The 22,566-nt window shown below is 39.3% G+C and carries 16 protein-coding genes, 1 pseudogene and 1 riboswitch; of the genes and pseudogenes, 10 read left to right on the top strand and 7 right to left on the bottom strand.

The annotated features are described in order from the left end of the window. Positions 1–18: 18 nt before the first annotated feature. From CXF88_RS08880 to CXF88_RS08870, 3 genes are all read right to left on the bottom strand, one after another. The gene (locus tag CXF88_RS08880; protein WP_101086536.1) at positions 19–1,578 is read right to left on the bottom strand and encodes a Na+/H+ antiporter NhaC family protein; all 1,560 of its coding nucleotides are present in this window, start codon (positions 1,576–1,578) and stop codon (positions 19–21) included. 79 nt (positions 1,579–1,657) lie between these two features. Next, positions 1,658–1,874, bottom strand: a riboswitch (Lysine riboswitch). A gap of 402 nt (positions 1,875–2,276) precedes the next feature. Next, the gene (locus CXF88_RS08875; protein WP_101086535.1) at positions 2,277–3,200 is read right to left on the bottom strand and encodes an FAD-binding protein; all 924 of its coding nucleotides are present in this window, start codon (positions 3,198–3,200) and stop codon (positions 2,277–2,279) included. Between the two features lies 1 nt (position 3,201). Continuing rightward, positions 3,202–3,951, bottom strand: coding sequence for an electron transfer flavoprotein subunit beta/FixA family protein (locus CXF88_RS08870; protein ID WP_059744357.1), 750 nt, complete (start codon positions 3,949–3,951; stop codon positions 3,202–3,204). Positions 3,952–4,386: 435 nt separating this feature from the next. On the opposite strand from CXF88_RS08870, the gene CXF88_RS08865 reads away from it, so the two are divergent. The 5 genes from CXF88_RS08865 (at position 4,387) to CXF88_RS08845 (ending at position 8,906) form a co-directional block, all read left to right on the top strand. Continuing rightward, complete coding sequence (locus CXF88_RS08865) at positions 4,387–4,797, top strand: H-NS family nucleoid-associated regulatory protein (RefSeq protein ID WP_101086534.1); 411 nt, start codon at positions 4,387–4,389, stop codon at positions 4,795–4,797. Positions 4,798–4,959: 162 nt separating this feature from the next. Continuing rightward, the gene (gene rcsF, locus CXF88_RS08860; protein ID WP_101086533.1) at positions 4,960–5,355 is read left to right on the top strand and encodes an Rcs stress response system protein RcsF; all 396 of its coding nucleotides are present in this window, start codon (positions 4,960–4,962) and stop codon (positions 5,353–5,355) included. Positions 5,356–5,507: 152 nt separating this feature from the next. Next, positions 5,508–6,257, top strand: coding sequence for a tRNA (N6-threonylcarbamoyladenosine(37)-N6)-methyltransferase TrmO (tsaA, locus tag CXF88_RS08855; RefSeq protein ID WP_101087197.1), 750 nt, complete (start codon positions 5,508–5,510; stop codon positions 6,255–6,257). Between the two features lie 4 nt (positions 6,258–6,261). Continuing rightward, positions 6,262–6,873: an acyltransferase gene (locus tag CXF88_RS08850; protein ID WP_101086532.1), complete on the top strand. Its 612-nt coding sequence runs from the start codon at positions 6,262–6,264 to the stop codon at positions 6,871–6,873. 317 nt (positions 6,874–7,190) lie between these two features. Continuing rightward, positions 7,191–8,906: a proline--tRNA ligase gene (locus tag CXF88_RS08845; protein ID WP_101086531.1), complete on the top strand. Its 1,716-nt coding sequence runs from the start codon at positions 7,191–7,193 to the stop codon at positions 8,904–8,906. 66 nt (positions 8,907–8,972) lie between these two features. Here the strand turns inward: CXF88_RS08845 and CXF88_RS08840 are convergent, their stop codons facing one another. Together CXF88_RS08840 and CXF88_RS08835 are read right to left on the bottom strand one after the other, a co-directional pair. Next, positions 8,973–10,337, bottom strand: coding sequence for a GAF domain-containing sensor histidine kinase (locus CXF88_RS08840; protein ID WP_197708428.1), 1,365 nt, complete (start codon positions 10,335–10,337; stop codon positions 8,973–8,975). A gap of 10 nt (positions 10,338–10,347) precedes the next feature. Beyond that, entirely contained in the window at positions 10,348–11,910 is a 1,563-nt protein-coding gene (locus tag CXF88_RS08835; protein ID WP_101086529.1) for a DUF3369 domain-containing protein, read from the bottom strand. A 339-nt stretch (positions 11,911–12,249) separates the two neighbouring features. On the opposite strand from CXF88_RS08835, the gene CXF88_RS08830 reads away from it, so the two are divergent. The 4 genes from CXF88_RS08830 to CXF88_RS08810 all read left to right on the top strand — a co-directional run bounded on the left by CXF88_RS08830 (position 12,250) and on the right by CXF88_RS08810 (position 15,687). After that, positions 12,250–13,383 (top strand): patatin-like phospholipase family protein, encoded by a 1,134-nt coding sequence (locus CXF88_RS08830; protein ID WP_101086528.1) that lies wholly within the window; start codon positions 12,250–12,252, stop codon positions 13,381–13,383. 275 nt (positions 13,384–13,658) lie between these two features. Next, positions 13,659–14,090 carry a copper resistance protein NlpE gene (locus CXF88_RS08825; protein ID WP_101086527.1) on the top strand — a complete coding sequence of 144 codons (432 nt, stop codon included), beginning with the start codon at positions 13,659–13,661 and terminating at the stop codon, positions 14,088–14,090. Positions 14,091–14,468: 378 nt separating this feature from the next. Then, positions 14,469–15,371, top strand: coding sequence for a dTDP-4-dehydrorhamnose reductase (gene rfbD / locus CXF88_RS08815; protein WP_157822789.1), 903 nt, complete (start codon positions 14,469–14,471; stop codon positions 15,369–15,371). 154 nt (positions 15,372–15,525) lie between these two features. Next, positions 15,526–15,687, top strand: coding sequence for a hypothetical protein (locus CXF88_RS08810; RefSeq protein ID WP_041413129.1), 162 nt, complete (start codon positions 15,526–15,528; stop codon positions 15,685–15,687). A gap of 151 nt (positions 15,688–15,838) precedes the next feature. On the opposite strand, the gene CXF88_RS08805 is transcribed toward CXF88_RS08810, so the two are convergent. After that, positions 15,839–17,236 (bottom strand): magnesium transporter, encoded by a 1,398-nt coding sequence (locus CXF88_RS08805; protein WP_101086525.1) that lies wholly within the window; start codon positions 17,234–17,236, stop codon positions 15,839–15,841. Between the two features lie 150 nt (positions 17,237–17,386). On the opposite strand from CXF88_RS08805, the gene CXF88_RS08800 reads away from it, so the two are divergent. After that, a complete protein-coding gene (locus tag CXF88_RS08800; protein WP_101086524.1) occupies positions 17,387–17,872 on the top strand; it encodes a glutathione peroxidase in 486 nt (161 codons plus the stop codon). A gap of 3,245 nt (positions 17,873–21,117) precedes the next feature. On the opposite strand, the pseudogene CXF88_RS08795 reads toward CXF88_RS08800, so the two are convergent. After that, positions 21,118–22,473 (bottom strand): annotated as a pseudogene (locus tag CXF88_RS08795) (M1 family metallopeptidase); the annotation flags it as partial. Positions 22,474–22,566: the final 93 nt, after the last annotated feature.

The following is a 22,566-nucleotide window of genomic DNA, read 5'->3' as shown; positions in this document are numbered from 1 at the left end:
AGGGCTTAGTTCAAGAAATTACTTCTTAGCCCAAAAGTGTAATATCACAATGCTGATGACAAACAACACGCTACAGCAAACTAACCCTGCGATTAATGAGCCAGTAAAACCTAATACGGTGTAACCGACTAAACTGATGAAAGCGGCAATTAAGGCATACGGCAGTTGAGTAACCACGTGATCAATATGATGACAACTGGCACCGGTTGACGACAATATAGTGGTGTCAGAAATGGGCGAACAATGATCGCCAAATACCGCACCAGACAATACTGCGGCCAACATTGGCAACATCATAGTACTATCACTTCCCATAGCCATATCTGCTGCAATAGGCAACATAATCCCAAACGTGCCCCAACTTGTTCCTGTCGCAAATGCGGTAATACCCGCTAATAGGAATAACACTGCAGGTAACATCGCAAACGGAATATTGTCAGTGGCTAAACTTGCCATGTACTTACCGGTTTCAAGCTGTCCAATCACACTCGAAATTGTCCATGCAAAAAGTAATATGTAAATGGCTGGCAACATCGAGCGCGCGCCAACCGACATGCCTTTGAGTAACATAGACAAGTCAACTTTTTGCTGAATCGCAAGAATGAGCGTCGCAATAAGACCAACTACAGAGCCAAAAAATAGTGACGAGCTAACATCGGTATTCTCAAATGCCCCGAGTACGTTAAACGGTAAGTCTTTTGCTGCTAACACATCGGCGCCACTTGACACCATAAAATACACTGTCGCAAACACCAATACCGCGATAGGTAAAAATAAGCCCATCACTTTACCGGTATCGGCTTCAGGTAAATCTGTAACAGCGCCAGGGGGTTGGCCTTTTGACTCATCAAACAAGTTACCCCGCAGTGCGTTTAATTCATGCTGGCGCATTGGGCCAACATCTAAGCTAAACGTTGCAACACACAGTAATAATAATAACGAAAAAATGGCATAAAAGTTCATTGGGATCATTTGAATAAAGACGCTCAAATGACCAGAATCGGTAAATCCATGAGCCGTTAAAATACCGCCAATTAAGGCGATAATGTATGCACCCCAGCTAGATACGGGAGAAATAACACACACCGGCGCAGCGGTGGAATCAAGAATATAAGCTAATTTGGCACGCGAAATATGGTAGCGATCTGTGATTGGACGTGAAATCGAGCCGACGACTAAACTATTAAAGTAATCATCAATAAACACTACGCAGCCTAAAAACATGGTCATTAACTTGGCATCACGTTTATTGCGAATACGCAATTTAGCCCAATCAGCAAAAGCACGAGCAGAGCCACTGACAGTGATCAATGCTGTGATCATACCCAACACAATCAAAAAGCCTAAAATGTACACATTCCAACGGTTCAGTCCGGCGTCTTTCCAAACTAACTGGCTGGCTGTATTTAAAATATATTCGCCACTGCCAACCAATGAGAAATCGGTTAGTAATAAGGCGCCGAAAACAATGCCAACCCCTAAAGATAGCAATACTTTACGAGTTAAAATAGCCAGAGTAATAGCCACAAGTGGTGGCAAAACAGAAAGTGCCGAATCGGCATAACTTATTATCATAATTTAATTATTTCTTCGTTGGATACGAATGGAGAAAAACTAGAAATAAGGCTAAACATACACAGGAAGTGTATGCGTTAACTTAACTAGTAGCACTCCACAGTAATATCCATTTAATATGAATATCATTCTTTTTATCAAGTCGATAAAAACACTATGACAGTGCAGTCCCTTTCGAGAACTGCCCCAACAAATGCGGCTGATAACCCCATTTATTTCGGCATTGCACCCTTTTATGTCGAATTATTGGCATCACCCAATTCAACATGACTTTTATGCAACGCACCTCTACTTTTGTTGTTTGTAGTTAAAGCTCATTACACACAACGCGAACATACAATCATAAATTACATATTCTGCGCCAGTAAAAAGCACTAAACAGCACGAAAAATAACAACAACATCAATTTAAACCACAATTGCATAGCATTAGTTTAACGTTTTTAAATCAAATGCACACTAGTGTAATGGGCACAAAAACAGCAACCGCATCAAACCCTGGATATTTGAACTGAATTTTTAAAAATCAACACCTAAACCAGTACTAAATCCAAGAGAAATCCAAGAGTAGCCCAATAAAAAAGGTTTCTACCTTATGAGTAGAAACCTTTTAATCGTACAACAGAACGTTTAATAGCGCGTCAAAGTCGGCTGAACAACACGAGCTTAATCAACTCCTCCGTTTAGCGACTTAACATCTGATTAAACGAGGTTGTTCAATGCCGGTACCGCTTCAAATAAGTCGGCAACCAAACCATAATCCGCCACTTGAAAAATAGGGGCTTCAGGGTCTTTGTTAATGGCCACAATTACTTTTGAGTCTTTCATGCCAGCAAGATGTTGAATCGCGCCAGAAATACCCACTGCAATGTACAAGTTAGGGGCGACAATCTTACCCGTTTGGCCAACTTGCAAGTCGTTAGGTACAAAGCCCGCGTCTACAGCTGCACGTGATGCACCTACTGCTGCGCCTAACTTATCGGCTAGTTGTTCTAAAATGGCAAAGTTTTCACCGCTGCCCATACCACGGCCGCCAGACACAATAATGCCAGCATTACCGAGTTCAGGACGGGCTGATTCAGTGAGTGACTGAGAAACAAACTCAGTTTTTGAATCAATTGCTTGGCTTAAGTTGATGACTTCAGCACTGCCTGTTGATGCTACAACATCAAACGCACTTGAGCGCACAGTCATGACTTTCTTAGCATCTAAGCTTTGCACTGTTGCAAGCGCATTACCCGCATAAATAGGGCGTACAAAAGTGTCACTGCTTACAACTTCAATCACTTCAGAAATCTGGGCAACGTCTAATAATGCTGCTACGCGAGGCAATGTATCTTTACCTATACTGGTTGCTGCAGCCAGAATATGTTCATAGTCTCCGGCAATATCAACAACCAATTTTGATACATTTTCAGCTAGTTGAGCGCCATATTGAGCAGCATCAGCCACTAACACTTTACTCACGCCCGCTAAACTTTGTGCTGCACTTACTGCGGCAGAACAATCAGCACCAGCAACCAGTACATGAATATCACCACCAATGGCTGTTGCAGCGCTAACTACTTTCGCCGTGTCAGTTTTCAGGCTGACATTATCGTGTTCTGCTAATACTAAAATGGTCATATTAGATCACCTTCGCTTCATTTTTTAACTTATCAACTAACTCTTCAACAGAAGACACCATGATGCCCGCTTTACGCTCAACAGGAGGTGTGACGCTAAGTACTGTTTGATGTGCTCTTAAGCTCACACCAAGATCAGCCACAGCCATAATCTCTAATGGTTTGCGTTTAGCTTTCATAATATTAGGTAATGAAGCATAACGAGGTTCGTTCAAACGTAAGTCTACCGTCACAATCGCAGGCAAAGGCATTTTCAGCGTTTGTAGTCCGCCATCGATTTCACGAGTAACCGTAATCATGTCACCATCAATTTTGACTTCTGATGCAAATGTCGCTTGTGGCATATCAGTTAATGCTGCGAGCATTTGACCCGTTTGGTTATTGTCGCCGTCAATTGACTGCTTACCAAAAATAACGAGTTGTGCTTGCTCTTTTTCTTGCACTGCCTTTAACAGCTTAGCAATCGAAAGAGGCACTAACTCTTCATCGGTCTCAATATGAATCGCTCGGTCGGCACCCAGTGCCATTGCGGTTCTTAATTGTTCTTGCACCGCTTTAGGGCCAACACTTACCACTACAACTTCAGTGGCAATGCCAGCTTCTTTGAGGCGAACAGCTTCTTCTACCGCTATTTCGCAAAATGGGTTTAACGCCATTTTAAGGTTGGTCGTATCAACATTTGTGTTATCAGCTTTTACCCTGACTTTCACATTGGCATCAACTACGCGTTTAACAGGCACCAATACTTTCATAGGTTTTCCTTCCTACACCTTCAATGTATATGGACAACACACTGGCGTTCGCCAATGCAAGATGGGTTAACTTTACGTCCTGTTAACGTTAACGTCAATCAAAGTCAAACGACTGTTTACATATTTTTTGTTATTGTGGTGGCAATCAAACTAAACAAGTAGTGGATCATTAATTACTTAATGGGAATGCTTAATTAAAATTAATTGCATAATTAGATGATTTTATTTGATTCAATGCCAAATAGTTTCTATTATTACAGCTATATTCAGTATTGATTAAGCTGTATTAGTAATAATCAGAGAATTAATCTGACTTATATTAATAATAACGACCCAAATAAACAATATGAAGTACTGAAACTTACACGGAACGTTGATACTTTTTATCTCTTATAACTTTTATTTTATAAATAAATCATTAGGAAACTATACAACATGAGTGACTTTTTAGACATATTAACCCACGGCCGTCGTTTTAAAGCTGCAGTAAAAGAATTGTCTCTTGATGATTTACGTGAAACAGCGGCCAAATTAGAAAAAATCATTACCGAACGTCAAGAAGAAGAAAAATTAGAACTTGAAGCTAATGCAGAGCGTAACGCTCGTATTGCTGAAATTCTTGCTCAAATTGAAAACAGTGGTTTATCAATTGAAGATTTAGGTGATGTGACCTCTTCTGTTAAAACAGCTAAACCTAAACGTGCACCGCGCCCACCAAAATATCAAATCACTGTTGATGGTGAATTAATTCAATGGACTGGCCAAGGTCGTATGCCTACCGTATTCAAACAACAAGTTGATAGCGGCAAAAATATGAGCGAATTCTTAATTCCTGGTATGGAATAATTATTCTGATTAAGGGTTAACCACACGGTTAGCATTTAAAATAAAAAAGAGCTTACTTCGGTAAGCTCTTTTTTTTATAGCATTTGAGCGCTTTATCATCGCCATGAGAAAAGGTAAACTAACCGTCATTGATCCATTCCCCATTAATAGAAGGCTACGGCTATGACTTTTCCTCTTAAATATGCATTTATTGCCTCAGGTATAGCACTATTATTGAGCGCTTGTGCGAGTGATTATACGTTCAAAAGTAATTTAGACAGTAAAGCGATCAATGATTATTTTAAAGTCGGTGATGTACAGTTATATGAAGGAAACGATCAACCTAAAGGAACATTTGAAACTTTAGGTTTAGTGGAAGGCGAAGCCTGCCAAGAAAGCAAACAAGATGCACCACCGCAAATGGCCGTAGCACGAAGCAATGCCAGAAGATCTGCTGCAGATATGGGCGCAAATGGTTTTGTAGTTAAAAGCTGTTTTATGATTACTGAAGCGGATAATAGTTGTTTTAGCCGTGCACTTTGTGTCGGTCAAGCCATTAAAACTCCTACAGAAAAATAACAACTCAATATATTATATTGGCTGCCCATAAATGATGAGTGCTCATATAACACTCATCAACATTTTTTATATTTGATTTATAACTCCCTTTGTTTGCTTAATTCAGGTATCGCATGACACAAAGCAACGATCGACACAGTCAAACAGATCTAATGAATCATAAATCTAGCGTTCCGTTTAGCAGCCAATTAAATGCTGTTGCAATATGCAGAACACCTTACAAACAAAAGTTTGGTATTCCTCGTCAGCCAGGTTTAGTCAATGCGGTAGGTTATATAGAGTTTGAACCCGCGTTTAATCATATTGATGCAGTAAGAGGAATAGAGCAATATTCACACTTATGGTTATTATTCTGTTTCCATGAAAATCTGGCTCAAGGTTGGAAAACCACCGTTCGCCCTCCTCGTTTAGGCGGCAATGAAAAACTGGGCGTTTTTGCTACACGCTCCACATTTCGTCCAAATGGTATTGGCCAATCAGTGGTAAAACTCCATGGAGTTATCCAACGTAAAGGAAAAGTGTGCTTAGTAATATCTGGAATGGATTTATTAGACGGCACGCCAATTGTCGATATTAAACCTTATATTCCTTTTTCTGATGCTATTTTAGACGCCAAAGGCGGCATAGCCCAAGAAGCCCCAATCCTCATCCCACTGACTTATACATCGTTAGCGACAGAGCAAATAGATCACTACAGCCAACAAGAGCAGTACCAAGATTTAGCCGCGCTTATTGAAGGGGTATTGTCACAAGATCCTCGTCCTGCATACAAAAAAGCCAAAAATGATCCCAAACTTTATCAAGTGGCTTTATACGACTTAGATATCTTTTGGCATATCACAGCTCAAGGTATTGAAGTGTTAGAACTCAAACCGACAAAAGTTGAACTGCTGAAGGATTAAATCAATGGCAGACATAGATTACCAAGCTCAACATAAAAAACGCTTATCATGGATGCCATGGCTGTATTTTTCACTTAAACCAAAACATTTAACATGGGCAAAACCTTGGCAAGATGACATTCAACAACGGCTATGTCAGCTTGAAACCATTCATGTAGGTGAACAATGTTTTATTGCCCCACAAGCTCAGCTTTTTGCCGAACCTGGTAGGGACATTATCATTGGCGATCAATGTATGATTGCCGCTGATGTGTTTATGCATGGCCCAATTACCCTAGGCAATGAAGTGGCCATTAACCATGGCTGCAGCTTAGATGGGGGCCGTAACGGTATCAAAATTGGCAGCCAAACACGTATTGCTAACAACGTCACGGTTTATGCTTTTAACCATGGTATGTCACCCAGCGCACCCATTTATAAACAACCCGCGACATCAAAAGGTGTAGTGATAGGCCAAGATGTATGGATTGGCGCTCAGGCAGGCATTGTTGACGGTGTCACCATTGGGGATTGTGCGGTGATTGGCATGGGCTGCATTGTTACAAAAGATGTACCCGATTTTGCCATTGTTGCTGGAAATCCTGCCCGAGTTATTGGCGACCGACGCGATAAATAACCTCAGATACGTTGAATAGATAGGGTTATTCAATAAAGACAAATTAGTGGCAACTCATCGATATTAAACTTGCCATTGTTGTTGCTATCTAAGCACATTGACGCGACTATTGTGTTCTTATAACAAGTCAATACAACACTGGATAGAGGGATAGAAAGCTATTTAATATGCATTTATTATCCCGATGTGAAGTTTAATAACGGTCACTTGCGGTTAAAGTATAACAAAGGCTACTTTTGAGTCGAATTAGCAGGTGACATCATTGTTGCAGGTGCTAAAATGATGCTAATTCATAGCAACTATTTTGGACATCGGGAATGCGAGTTAGCAAGTACCTGCTTTCAACACAAAAAGAAACCCCTGCTAATGCAGAGGTGATTAGTCATCAGTTAATGTTACGTGCCGGTATGATCCGTCGTAATGCTTCAGGTCTCTACACTTGGCTTCCATCAGGTTTACGTGTTTTACGTAAAGTTGAAGCCATTGTTCGTGAAGAAATGAATAAAACAGGCGCTATCGAAATATTAATGCCGTTAGTTCAGCCTGCTGATTTATGGGTTGAAACGGGCCGTTGGGACAAGTTTGGTCCTGAGTTATTACGTTTCCAAGACCGTAATAATCGTGACTTCGTATTGGGGCCAACCCATGAAGAAGTGATCACTGATTTAGTCCGTAAAGAATTAAGTTCTTACAAGCAACTGCCGTTAACACTTTACCAAGTACAAACTAAGTTCCGTGATGAAGTTCGTCCCCGCTTTGGTGTGATGCGCGCGCGTGAATTTTTGATGAAAGATGCCTATTCTTTCCATTTAGATCAAGAAACCATGGATAACACTTACCACGCTATGCATACCGCATACAGCAATATTCTGACTCGTATGGGCTTATCATTCCGTCCAGTACTGGCTGATACTGGTTCTATCGGTGGTAGCATGTCGCATGAATTCCATGTGCTGGCTAACAGTGGTGAAGACTTAATCGCTTATTCAACGGGTAGCGATTATGCCGCTAACATTGAAAAAGCCGAATCACCAATGCCAACCGACACTCTTGCCACGCCGACTGAAGTAATGACGTTAGTGGATACGCCTAACGCCAAAACGATTGCTGAGTTAGTTGAGCAATTTAATTTAGTCATCACTAAAACGGTTAAAACCTTAATAGTAAAAGGTGCTACTGACGAAGCGCCATTAGTTGCCTTAGTTATCCGTGGCGATCACGAACTTAACGAAATTAAAGCCGACAAACTTGAATTAGTCGCATCTCCATTTGAATTTGCTTCAGAAGCAGAAATTCGTGCAGCAGTGGGTGCAGGTCCTGGTTCTATAGGACCTGTTGGCTTAACGATGCCAATTATTGTTGATCATAGTGTGACTGTGATGAGCGATTTTGCCGCGGGTGCCAACACTGAAGCTAAGCATTATTTTGGTATTAACTGGGAGCGCGATTTGCCTCTAGCGACTGCAGCGGATATCCGTAATGTGGTCGAAGGTGAACCAACGCCTGATGGCTTAGGTACGTATGCAATGGCTCGAGGTATTGAAGTCGGCCATATCTTCCAGTTGGGAACAAGTTATTCTAAATCAATGAATGCCACCGTGTTAGACGAAAACGGTAAAGCCCAAGTGTTATTGATGGGTTGTTACGGCGTAGGCGTGAGTCGTATTGTGGCTGCTGCTATTGAGCAAAACAACGATGACCGTGGCATTACCTGGCCTGAAGCGATTGCACCGTTTACTGTAGGTATTTTGCCAATGAATATGCATAAGTCACATCGTGTAGCTGACATTGCCGAAAAACTTTACCAAGACCTGGCTGATGCTGGTGTTGAAGTATTGATGGATGATCGTAAAGAGCGTCCTGGGGTTATGTTTGCCGACATGGAACTCATTGGCTTACCGCATGTTGTGGTGATTGGCGATCGCAATATTGATGCGGGTGTATTTGAATATAAAAACCGTCGTACGGGTGAGAAACAAGATATTCCATTCGATGAGATTGTGGCGTTTTTAACAAATGCAGCTAAAGGCTAGTTATTAACAATATAACCTGTTAAAAACGCACTTTAGGGTGCGTTTTTTTATCGCTGCAAAACACTTTTATGTAATATTTTTGATATAAATATCGATTTCAAGGCCTTGATTCAACTCTGAAATAATCTCAAGCCTACCGCCTAATTTTTGCGTTACTAGATTATACACAATAGACATGCCTAACCCTGTGCCACCAATATTGCGTGCGGTAGTAAAAAAAGGTTCAAATATTCTCCGCTTTACTTCAGGGCTCAAACCTTTGCCATTATCTTTGTAAAACATCTTTATTTCATCACCACAGTAATTAGCGCCTAATATAATTCGCTTTTGTCCTACATAATCGACAGGAAATGCATGCCGAAAGCAATTGGACACTAGATTAGTAAAGATTTGTGCTATAGCACCAGGATAAGATTCAACAACCAAGTCTGGTTCTATTTGAATATCAAGCTCGATACCTTGCTTACGGGTTAATGGCCTAAGAGGGGAAGATATTTGCTCCAAATATTCAGTTAAATTAACCTGTTCTTTTTCTAGAATAAGCTGGTCAGCGGCGGTGCGTTTAAAGTTATGAACTAACTCAGCGGCACGCGATAAATTGCGTTCAATTAAATATAATCCGTCAGTAAGTGTATGGATAAACTCTTCAAAGTCTTGTTGTTCTAATTCACCCGCAGCGAACAAAGTTTTGAGTTTAGTTAACTCATCGATGCAGTGGCTTGTTGATGTCACCGAAATACCTAATGGAGTATTAACTTCATGTGCAACACCAGCAACAAGATTACCTAAGGCGGCAAGCTTTTCGCTCTCTATTAAACTGGTTTGCGTTACTTGTAGGTTATTAATCGCATTTTTTAACTCTGCGGTTCGCTTTTCAACTTCTGCTTCTAAGGCTAAATTATTCAATTCAAGTTCATTTTGGTAAGCCTTGACCTTTTTAGCGTTAACAGCTCTACCATACAAATCAGCCAAAGAGCTCACAAATGATTGCTCATCACGGCTCCAATGCCTAACGCCTCCCTTATGCTCACAACAGATAATGCCGATCATTTTACCAGCATGCCTTATTGGGCTGTCTAACATGGCTGTGATTGCATTGGGGCGCAAATAAATGTCTTTAAACTCACAGGTAGCAGGATCTGTCATAGCATCACTGGCAGCAATCGTTCTTTCTGTATCGAGAGCGCGAAAATATCCCGGAAACGCTAAGCGAGTTAGCGTGATATTATTTTGTTTAGTTTGATTATCAACTAATAAAAAACAACCGATTGATTGATTATCTTCTGTTAACAACCATATACCTGCCCTGTCGATATCGAGTCCGCGACAAACTGAATCGACAATCAATTTTGAAGCCGAATCTAAGTCTCCAGTATCAATTAATTCAGACCGGCTGACAGCAAGTAATACTTGATCTAAATTCTGATTCATAATAGATAACTTAATGTGTGCTTTGCGCAGGTTCATCTGGCATTTGTTGCTGGATCTCTACAAACTTATCAAGCAAGGTTAAACTGGCATCACACATCAAAGGATCAAATTGCTTACCTGACTGCTCAATTAAATAATCTCTTACTTTTTCAGCGGACCAGGCGTCTTTATAACTGCGTTTTGACAACAGTGCATCAATTACATCCACGATAGCCATAATGCGACCTTCAATCGGTATTGCATCAGCAACTAACCCACGAGGATAACCATTACCGTCCCATCGTTCATGATGTGTATAGGCAATACGAGCGCCCATTTTGGCTATGATACGATTTGATGCCGCAAGTAAGGTGTAGCCCTTTTCTGCATGGGTTTTCATGATTTCCCACTCACTATCGGTCAACTTACCGGGTTTATGTAAAATACTTTCAGGGATACCAATTTTACCCACATCATGTAAAGGGGCTGCATAGCGCATGGTTTCAACAAAATCATCGCTCATACCAATATGGTTAGCCAGCATTTCACTCATCACTGCCACACGCCTAACATGAGCACCGGTTTCTTTACTGCGCTGTTCAATCGCATCACCAATAATTAGGATCAGTTCACGTTGCGTTTGTTGGACATTTTCTTTGCTTGAAAGGTTTTCAAAGGTCAAACTAACATTGGCAGCAAATAATTCAAGGATCCTGACCTGCAAAGGCGTTAATGCGGTGTCGTGTTGGAGGTATAAAATACTGGTAACATCTTGGCCAAACTTATAAAAGCCTACATAAATATTATCGTGAACTATCGACTTCTCTAAACTAATGGCTTCAATAATATACTCTTTCACTTCACCCGGTAGTGATTCGACATTTTCTATTTCACGGTAACTCACCATATCCCCAGTCGCGGCTAATAGGTTCATATGAGTATCTTGGTAGAGATCTTCACGAAAACTGGTTAAATAAAGCGCTGAGCTATTCAAATTAAGTAATTGCAATGTTTGTTCAAGAACAGCACTGCCAAAATGATGCAGTGTATTGCTTAGTAGCACAGAAGAAGAAGCTTGGATGACTTTCTCCATCCCACGCTGACTTAGTTCAATTGTGTTAATATCTCGATACGAGCGCAAGGAAGCATAAACACACGATTTAAGTTTGGTAGCGGTTAATTCTGTTTTTGCTTTGTAGTCATTAATATCAAACTCTCTGATCACCCTTTCCTCAGGAGCGCTGCCCGGCTGACCAGTGCGAAGAATAATCCTTGTTCTGTGATTATTTAACTCACCTCGAATACGTTCAACTAAATCCAGCCCCGCGTGATCGTTTTCCATCACAACATCGATAAATGCGAGCGCGATATCAGGCTCATCGCGTAGTAAAATGAATCCATCTTCAGCGCTAAAACTTGAATAAAAAGCGAGTTTCCTACCTTCCAACTCAAAATGACTTAATGCAAATTTAGTCACATCATGTATGCCTGGTTCATCATCAATGATGGCAATTTTCCAGGGAGAAAGTTGCTTTGCTTTATGTGCTGCATCGTTATCAACCGATACTTCTGATGTTGTCTTAAACAGAGCCACATGCCATCCTTAAATTGGTATAATCAATTGAGTATTCGTTAACAAAATCAACATCAACAATCTATGATGAACTATTTACATTAGTTTTATCATGAAGACTAAATAACAATACGAGTAAAAGATTACTTTAGATCTTATTATCAATCTCGATATGGTGTTGCAAATGAGTGATCGTAATCATGTTCAACTTTTCATCTCAAAGTATTAACCTCGATAATAGATATAGTGAAGATAAAGGATAGACAATAAATAGCATAGTCGACTTATTAGTAACTGGTGTAGAACACAAAAAGAATTCATACTAGAATCAAACAAACTTAACCGATTAAAGGACCGATATTGCCAGTATCAACAGCATTAGTACTTGGAGGTGGTGGGGCAAGGGCTGCTTATCAAATTGGCGTATTAAAAGCGTTAGTGCAGTTTTACCCACGCAACCATAATGTTCCATTTGATATTATTTGTGGTACATCTGCAGGAGCCATTAATGCAATATCGATAGCGACCCACGCATCTTGTTTCCATTTGGCCATAAAAAAACTGGACTGGGTGTGGCGTCATTTTGAAACCCATAAAGTCTATCGCACTTCGATCCCTCAAGTGTTGAGACATTTGGGACGAATGGCAATTAAAGGTCTACAAGATGACAAAGTCAATACTGATGCTGGCAGCCTACTGGATAATCAACCATTACGAGAGTTGCTGAATAACCTTATCGATTTTAAAAGAATTGATCGTAATATTGGTAATGATGCACTCAAAGCTATCAGTATCGACTCATCATGCTACAACAATTCACGTTCATATACTTTCTATCAAGGTAACGAACACATTGATGATTGGCAACGTGCTAGACGAGTTGGTATTCGCAGTTTATTAAATACTGAGCACTTACTTGCAAGCTCAGCAATTCCAATGGTATTCCCATCAATTAAACTTAATCAAGCCTATTATGGTGATGGGTCCGTCCATCAATTATCGCCACTATCAAGCCCTATCCACCTAGGTGCTAGTAAAATATTTGTGATTAATTTAGACAGTCCACACAAACACTTTCCCATCGAGTTTGAATATCACCCTAAAACAGCAACAATCGCCGGACATTTATTAGATACCATTTTCTCGGACACATTGAACAGCGACTTAGAGCGTCTGCAACGGGTCAACAGCACCTTATCAATGATATCCCCACAAGACCGTGAAACCTTGAACTTGCGTCATATTGATACTTTAGTGATAAAACCTAGTCAAGATTTAAGCCGAATTGCAGAACGGTTCTATGATGATATGCCTTTTGCAATCAGAACTTTATTGAAATTATTTGGTATTAACAGACAGTCTGACTCGAGTATTGTGTCGTATTTATTATTCGAAAAAAGCTATACCACCACCTTGATTGATTTAGGTTATCAAGATGCAATGGATAGAATTGATGAAATAAAACAATTTTTCGATATACAGACTAAAGTTTAACCGTTAATACTCAAAATCTATGATATACCTATATATTAACATCAAGAATTAACATCGGGATTAATTGATGATAAAAGCGCGAGTGCGCTTTGGTTATCTATATTAAAGTCATCCTCGTCATACTGGTTTAGCTTGAGTCAAATAGACATGTTTTACATAGTCACGTTTATAAAAGTGAATATTATTTTAAATTGTTGATCATTCACTTGAGACACATAAAACCAGAACTGCCGAGCGTCACATTCGTAACAATTTTGTATCTAAAAGGATTTTAGATGAAAAATTTATGGTTAGTGATTATATTAACAATCGTCGGCTGCGGCCAACAAGACACCTCGACTATAGATACAACTTCAAGTAGTCAAAACACTTTGCAATGGCAAGGTGTGTATCATGGTGTATTCCCATGCCCGAGTTGCGATGGAATGGATACCACTCTTGAACTAACCCAACCGAACCAATATACCATCCACACTATTCGTCTAGGCACTGATCCCAATCCTTATCGTGGCAGCGGAACATTTAAGTGGGATAAAAGTGGTAACATTATCATTTTAGATCGTGGACATATTTATCAAGTCTATTCCGATCACTTATATTTGTTAGATGTAAAATTTAGGCGAATTACAGGCCCAGACGCAGAGCGATATAGAGTCGATAAAATCGAAGGACTAGGTCAGAAAACATCCACACATCTCGCTGAATAACATCAATAACAAATCTGATTAATTGATGTTAGCTGTGCTAAAATTTAAAAATTAATCACTTAGAAAAAAGCATTTTTGAATGGCTGATTAAGGGTAATCAATTAGTTTGTATCATATTTCAATTCATGAGCTTCCGGAAGGAAATCAAACATATGCTTTTCAAAAAAAAAGCAACTACTGTCCAAATTCACAATATCAGATCCGTGAAACATCAAGTGATCATATTGAAGCTTTAATAACGATATTAACACAGGGTAACGTAGGTAAAACTTATGCGATTGATGCGACTAAACTAGCCATAACATTGAATTGGATACAAAAATATAGCTTCTCAGATGGTTTACACCAAACTGTTCAATGGCACTTGGTTCACTCTTAATGAAAATATTAACATTTGGCCAAACAGGTCAACTCGCCCAAGCCTTAAAACGTACTCAGCCCAAAACAGCAGAACTAATCCAACTCAACCATCAACTAGTTGATATTACTCAGCCACAACTCATTGATGAGGCATTAGCTTTTTATCGCCCCGATATCATCATCAACTGCGCGGCTTATACTAATGTAGAAAAAGCACAAATAAACCCAGCTGCAGTAATGCAAACAAATGCATTAGCCGTTGAGTATATGGCAAAAGCAGCCAGTAATTATGGAATCAAACTAATCCAATTGTCGACTGATTATGTATTCGATGGTCGCTCATCGACACCTTATTCTGTGACACAAAAACCATCAGCTATTAATGCTTATGGGCAATCAAAATTACTCGCCGAAGAGATATTGTTGGGTTATCAATCGGCTCTATTTTGTATTGTGCGAACTTCTTGGCTTTATCATCACAGTGGCAATAATTTTGTTACCACGATGCTGAAGTTAATGGAGCAGTCACATAATCAACAAACGATAGGTTCAAGCGCAGACAATCCCATCAAAGTTGTCAATGACCAAACAGGTAGCCCGACAATGGTTGACGACTTTGCACTTTTTCTGTGGAAACTGTGTTCACAAAAACAATGGTCAGCTATTTACCATTGGAGTAATGCAGGTAAGTGTACTTGGTATGAGTTTGCTCAAGAGATCAAAACACAAGGAATAGCGTTAGGCTTATTACCTCAATCAATTTATTTGCAGCCTATAACATCAGAACAATATACATCTATCGTTAATAGGCCCACTTTCAGTGTGTTAGACACCCGCTTATCGCACTCAATCGCCATGCCCAAACCTTGGCAACAACAATTAGCTCAATGCCTTAATGAATTGGTGCTTAGTAAAGTTTAATTATTTAAAGTAAAAAATGAATTGTCATATCAGTGTCATTTTTACGTGCAATAATTTTTACCATCAAGGATGAAATATTTCGCTTTAGCTTGTCATTAACTTTAGGTAAAAAGAGGCTGTACCAACAGAGGTACAGTTATCTGGAATGTTGAAAATGTCACACTCATTTGAATTTGATGAAGATGATGCGCCATGGGGCGATAACATCAAGGGAAAACCAAAATCGAAAAAAGTAAAACAGCGTCGCCGAGATACTAAGCGCCGTTACTTTGACGATAATGCAGAAATGGAGTTCGCGCCTGCTAAGTGGAAATAATTTAACAGAATTTTCTCATCAAGTTTAAAAAGCAAGTTGCCTGCAACTTGCTTTTTTGTTGAAAAAAATGGCCTTGAGAAACTCAAGACCATTTAAGTAAAGCGTTGGCAATATTGAATCAGTGTATTTCGATGTCTCTGAAATTGACCTTTTACAGATAAAATATGGTGGCTAACCCCAAAAAAGTAAAAAAGCCTACAACGTCAGTCACTGTGGTCAGAATAACTGAACCAGATAAAGCAGCGTCTTGATTAAAGCGCTGTAAAATCATCGGCACCATCACACCAGCAATCGCAGCAACAGCCATATTAACTAAAATAGCACAGGCAATAACGACGCCCATTATCGTATCGTTAAACCACCATCCGGCAATAATACCGATGACAATCGACCACAGCATGCCATTTAGCGCACCGATACCGAGTTCGTTTTTCATCAACGACATCACGTTACCAGCAGAAATCTGACCCATTGCCATACCGCGGATCATTAACGTTAACGACTGGCTACCTGCAATGCCACCCATTGAAGCAACAATTGGCATCAATACCGCTAACGCGACCACTTGCGACAATACATTTTCGAATAATCCAATAGTAGCAGATGCTAAAAATGCCGTGAGTAAGTTTATCCCTAGCCACACGGCACGACGCTTTGCACCCACCACTATCGGGGCGAATAAATCGTCGTGTTCATCCATACCAGCAGTTGCCATTAATTGTGCTTCGTAATGTTCACGCACTAATGCTGTAGCAGTTCGCAGTGTCATTCGCCCAATTAATATACCATCTTCATCGACAACCGGTAATTCAAGTTCGCGACTATGCTCAATGGCTTCGGCTGCTTCGATTAAAGATGAATCCGCAGAGATAACTCGGCTGTCATCCCATTTTAACGCCTGCAATTGAGTATCAAGATCCGCAGTTCTGAAAACGTCATAACGACGCACTGTACCTAAATATTTATCGTTTTTATCTACTAAAAATAGATGGTCATTACAATCTAAGTCAATTCGGCGAAAAAAGCGTTGTCCTTGCGCGACGGTAGAGGTAAGACTTAATGCCAACATCTGGTGATCAGCATAACGACCGATTTCATTTTCAGAATATTGATCATACAGTTCGAAGTGCTTACGTTGACGTTCACCCATCTGTGCTAATGCACGATCGGTAATGTTGTCAGGTAATGAATCACTCCATTCAATAAGGTCTTCAGGACTTAATTGAGAAAAGAGTAAGTCTAGTTCCTCATCTGGCATTTTCTTAACAATGCCTAAACGAGGATCGGCGCGCATTAAGTTTAGAACGTCTACACGCTCTTCAACATCGACTTGCTGCCAACGTTCATAACGTTCATCAAGTGGTAACGATTCTAATAATAAAGCAATTGTGCCTGGTTCTGCTTCAGTCAAGATTTCACTGAACATTTCGGCCTGTTCATCGCCTTCTGCTTCAGTTAACAAATGAACCACTTGACTGACATCAGCCTGTGGTTGTGAACTGGTGTCGATTTCATCTTCAGAACTAAGTTCGTTCTTTAATTCACTCATCAGCCCGCCCTTAATTCTTGATAGTAAAATATGCGCAACTATATTGAAATTGGTATTGATAAGCAAACAGATAAATTAGGTTGTCAACAACTTAATTGCCAGCTAAGCATTTTCACATTATAGTTTATCTTTCATATAAAGGAGCATCACATGACCACAGCTATTTACCCTATTTCCGTAAAAGACATTCAAGGCAATGATGTTGTTATGGAGAATTTTAAAGATCACGTTTTGCTTATTGTTAATACAGCAAGTAAATGTGGCTTCACCCCACAATACAAAGCACTTGAAGCACTATATCAACAGTATAAAGATCGCGGTTTAGTTATTTTAGGCTTTCCTTGCAATCAATTCGGCAAGCAAGAACAAGGCAATGAAGATGAGATCAGCCAATTTTGCGAACTAAACTTTGGCGTGACATTCCCATTATTTAGTAAAATTGAAGTCAATGGCAGTAACAGCCATCCGTTATATCAACATCTTAAAAAGTCTGCCAAAGGTCTTTTAGGTAGTGAGTCGATAAAATGGAACTTCACTAAGTTTTTAGTCGATAAACAAGGAAACGTGATTGAACGGTATGCACCAACAACAAAACCAGAAGACCTTAACGCTGTCATTGAAAAACTGCTTAGATAGCCATAGCCTCTATCGTGTAATCGAAGGCCGATAATCAATGAGAATGGCTTTGGGTGATTGATGTCATGATAATCACCCTGCTTTTGCTCACGGCTTAGTCAGTTCCTGGTAAGTGAACATCTAAAGTCTGCCATATTTTCATTTAACGATATTTTCGAATAGAAGTACTCAAACAATGAAAAACCGTTAGAAAAAGCAAACTCTTAAGCCACTGAAAAATAATCAGTATAAAATTAATCTCACTATTTTGATAAAAGAATTCATTTATATTGAACTTTTAAACCATTAGGCACTCCAACTTAGTAACAGTGATATTCACTTTTGTTCATCATCTCCCTGGGACTTCTAGCGCGGTCCCCTTGATCGCTAAGTCGATCGATAGGCAGTCATTTGATTGCCTTTTTTTATGTCTGTTGATTGTACAACGCAACTAGAATGCGTTTCATGGTCTAGCTTAGGTCTACCCTAGTGATGTGTTTTCTATATAGGGAAGCTCATCAACATAAGATCATAACCAGCTAACTTCACCGCATTGGCTTGCACGCAACACACAGCAATGTGTCAATGCGCCCTAATATCGTAAATAGTCAAATAGCATAAATAGGCAAAGCAATATTAGCCAAGTTTGATATTACCAACATGAAATAAAACCATTCTCATCGATTTATCCCAGCTATTATTAAGAGATGGGGGCTAACTAGCACTGCGCATGTTTATCACTACACCTAAATAGGTGATGTAGTTTAACTCACAGTAATTAAGCTAATGAGTTTCGCTAAGTCGATTTCGATATTGGGTAACCTGGTCTGGGAGCTTGAAAAAAATTTTGTAAAACCCATTTTTAGGCTCTCGAGACAGCAGATGTTATGCCACGATAAACGTCATTTACATAGAACCACGTGCAACTACCAATGATGAGTAAAACCCATTGATTATCTATTTTTAAATTTTTTCATTATTTAATGAACTATTCTAACGAGCACTAGTCAGACTATATGTAACAAGTAAGATATGTAACAAGTAAGATATGTACTCGCTAAGCGTCTTCCTCCAACGTTTTAGTGTGTATCCAAAGGTTTGATTACTGACTTTTGTATTTGCTTGTCGCGACAGTTTTATGTTCATCATCATCCCTATTTGGGGAGTATTAACACGCTAGCGCACTGTTAATCACGACCCACAAAGAACGACTTAGGCAACCAAATTGGTTGCCCTTTTTTTAGGTTCATTTTGTGTTTTACACAAATAAAACCAAAAATAGCATCATCATCGATATTTACCGCGACCATATACAGAACCAATAGCTTACTTGAGTACACCTCAGAGCTATAATACCAATCTCATTAAATATCTGATCAGTTCAGAGTCTCTCAGGTTTTTTAATTCAAGGCGCATTGATGTAGAAATGGCTGTTCCCTTTTAAATCGATGCAACACAGAAGTGGAATACCTGAGAGACTCCTTTCTGGCGGGTTTCAAAGTACTTTATGCTTCGTTAGATGTTTTCAAAATAGAATCACTATTCGCTTCAATCATCTGCCTTGCCTACAGCACTTTGAACTCCCGCTGAAAGATCACATATTTAATAGGATTGGTATAACTAGCATAGTGATAAATAAGTACTTAATTATAAAGACTTTGATAAACTATAATATCGAGTTTCGGTTCATTTAAATGCCATTTTTAGCTCTTAAAAACCTAATAAATCCTTCGAAAAACCAGCTAAGAAAACAAAAAACCTTGCTCTCACAAAATAAATGTAAAAAAATTATTTTTATTGTGAACTTTCCTAATTACGCTTGGTCTTATTTATTGTACGAAGAAGATGTAGTTTGAAGTAAGTGCAGCATAATGAGTTAACCTCCTCTCCCGGAGTTAATTGATGACACTGCTTAGTGATTTATCCTACTTACCTTAAGCTTCAGTTAAGATTGAATTACTGCTACACCGTTTTAATGTTTATTGTTCATCATCATCCCTATTTGGGGAGTATTAACACGCTAGCGCACCGTTAATCACGACCCACAAAGAACGACTTAGGCAACCAAATTGGTTGCCCTTTTTTTAGGTTCATTTTGTGCTACACATAAATAAAACCAAAAAGCCTCACCATCGATATTTGCCACGGTCATATGCATAACCCATCACTTACCTGAATTTACCTCAAAATCAGAATAAACAACTGATTAAAAAGCATTTATAAAAACAAAAAATCAAGTTTAGGTTAACTCTAATGCTATTTTTAATTAAAAAAACGAAACCTTTTCCAGGGAATATCGACCATATAGATCAAAAAAAATTACTCTCACAAAATAAATTAAAAAAATTCATTTTCTTTGTGAACTTTCCTGATATCACCCGGTCTTATTTATTGTACGAACAAGTACGTAATGATTAAAATGTAGTTTGAAGTAAGTGCAGTATGATGAGTTAGCCTTCTCCACCGGAGTTAATTGATGATACTGCTTAGTGATTTATCCTGCTTACCTCAAACTTCAGTTAAGATTGAGTTACTGCTACACCGTTTAATGTTTATTGTTCATCATCATCCCTATTTGGGGAGTATTAACACGCTAGCGCACCGTTAATCGCCCCCCACAAAGAACGACTTAGGCAACCAAATTGGTTGCCCTTTTTTTAGGTTCATTTTGTGCTTTACATAAATAAAACCCAAATGCCTCACCATCGATATTTGCCGCGGTCATATGCGTAACCCATTACTTACTTGAGTTCACCTCAGAATAAAAAACTTAAGTGCCTAATTACGATAGCTTTAATAATCTATATTATCGAATTCAGGTTAACTCTAACGCTATTTTTAATTAAAAAAACGTATCCTTTCCCCAAAAATATCGACCAAAGGGTTCAAAAAAGTGACTATCACAAAAATAAATTAAAAAATTTCATTTTCTTTGTGAACTTTCCTGATATGACCCGGTCTTATTTATTGTACGAACAAGTATGTAATGATTAAAATGTAGTTTGAAGTAAGTGCAGTATGATGAGTTAGCCTTCTCCCCCGGAGTTAATTGATGACACTGCTTAGTGATTTATCCTACTTACCTCAAACTTCAGTTAAGATTGAGTTACTGCTACACCGTTTTAATGTTCATCATCATCCCCATTGGGAAGTATTAACACGCTAGCGCACCGTTAATGACAACCCGGAAAGAGTTATTTTGGCAGCCAATATGGCTGCCATTTTTTTTGTCTTTTTTTGATGTTAAAGGTCATAACATTTTCTTGTTAAAAATTGAGTAAATTATCTAACTGAATTTGCAATGAAGGATGATAACCAGCACGAGCTTTTTTATAAATTTCAGCTAATTCTTGTTGATAGCCTGCTATTTGTAATTCAACAAACAAAGGTCTAACAAATTTACCTCTGCCGATACGGCATAAATAATCACTTAATGCTGGTAATACAGGATCATAGTGATTACGGATGGCAACGCGATACCAATCACACGCTATTTCGGCATTGGGACTGTTTGTTAATGTAAAAGTATCATCTAAATCTAATAACGTGGCTTGGCTTACCATTAACGGTAATTGAGTCAGAAAATACTGCCAGTGATGAACTCGCCACTCACTCACCAACAACTCACTTGCTGAAGCGCCTTTGACAATAGCTTCCACAGCCAAGTCAACTTTATCCAAGCTGCTTGATGTAGGGCCTTTAAACCATAGTGGTAATCCTTGCCCGTATACCCATTCATTGAGTTCTGGCAGGGTTAATTTATCGTGATGTTCCACCAGCAATGTCTGTTTTACATAATCAATGAATGTTTCGGTAGTAATCGCGCGAAACGAAAAATGCTCAACATACTGGGATAGAAAGCTATCGAATGCAGGCCGGCCTAATCGGCTTTCAAGTTCATGAACAAACATCGATGCTTTATCGTAGGTAAACCGATTAAATGCCAGATTAGGATCTTGGTCTTGGACATTGGCGGGTAGAGTTTGGTTGACTAAGGGAGTCGATTCCATTTCCTCTTGCAAACGTCCGTACTCGATAACCCATTCAAGTTCTGCCTGCTCTTTACCATAAATAGCTTCAACAATACGATTGGTAAAGTAAGTGGTAAATCCTTCGTTAAGCCATAAATCTCGCCAAGTCGCATTACTGACTAAATTACCTGTCCATGAATGGGCTAATTCATGAGCAACCGTGGACACAAGACTTTTATCCCCAGCAATTAGCGTGGGAGTCATAAATGCCAGCATAGGATTTTCCATACCACCAAAAGGGAAACTCGGTGGCAAAACAATCATGTCATAACGCCCCCAAGCATAAGGCCCGAGTATGGACTCTGCCATTAAGATCATTGATTCAGTATCTTCAAATTCTTTAACTGCAGCAGCAAGCATACCGGGTTCAGTATAAATACCACTTCGAGGCCCAGTGGCTTGGAAGCTTAACTCTCCAACAGCAATGGCTAATAAATGTGTTGGAATGGGTTTGCTCATGCAAAAGGTAAACACACCATTATCTGGCAATTCAGGGTTATTTTCAGCACTCATAACCGCACGTAAACCTTGCGGAGCTGTTACTGTCGCATTAAAGGTTATGCGTGCTTTTGGGGTATCTTGTAAAGTTATCACTACCAAGAAAGAATGTTAAAATTAAAAGATTGACATGGATGAAAACTAACCTACATTACATGTATACGTTATGTTACAAATTTGAAGCAT

The sequence above is a fragment of the Shewanella sp. ALD9 genome (genome assembly GCF_002836315.1).
In the GTDB taxonomy this organism is placed as follows: Bacteria; Pseudomonadota; Gammaproteobacteria; order Enterobacterales; family Shewanellaceae; genus Shewanella.
This window is presented reverse-complemented; position numbering and strand designations above follow the sequence as displayed.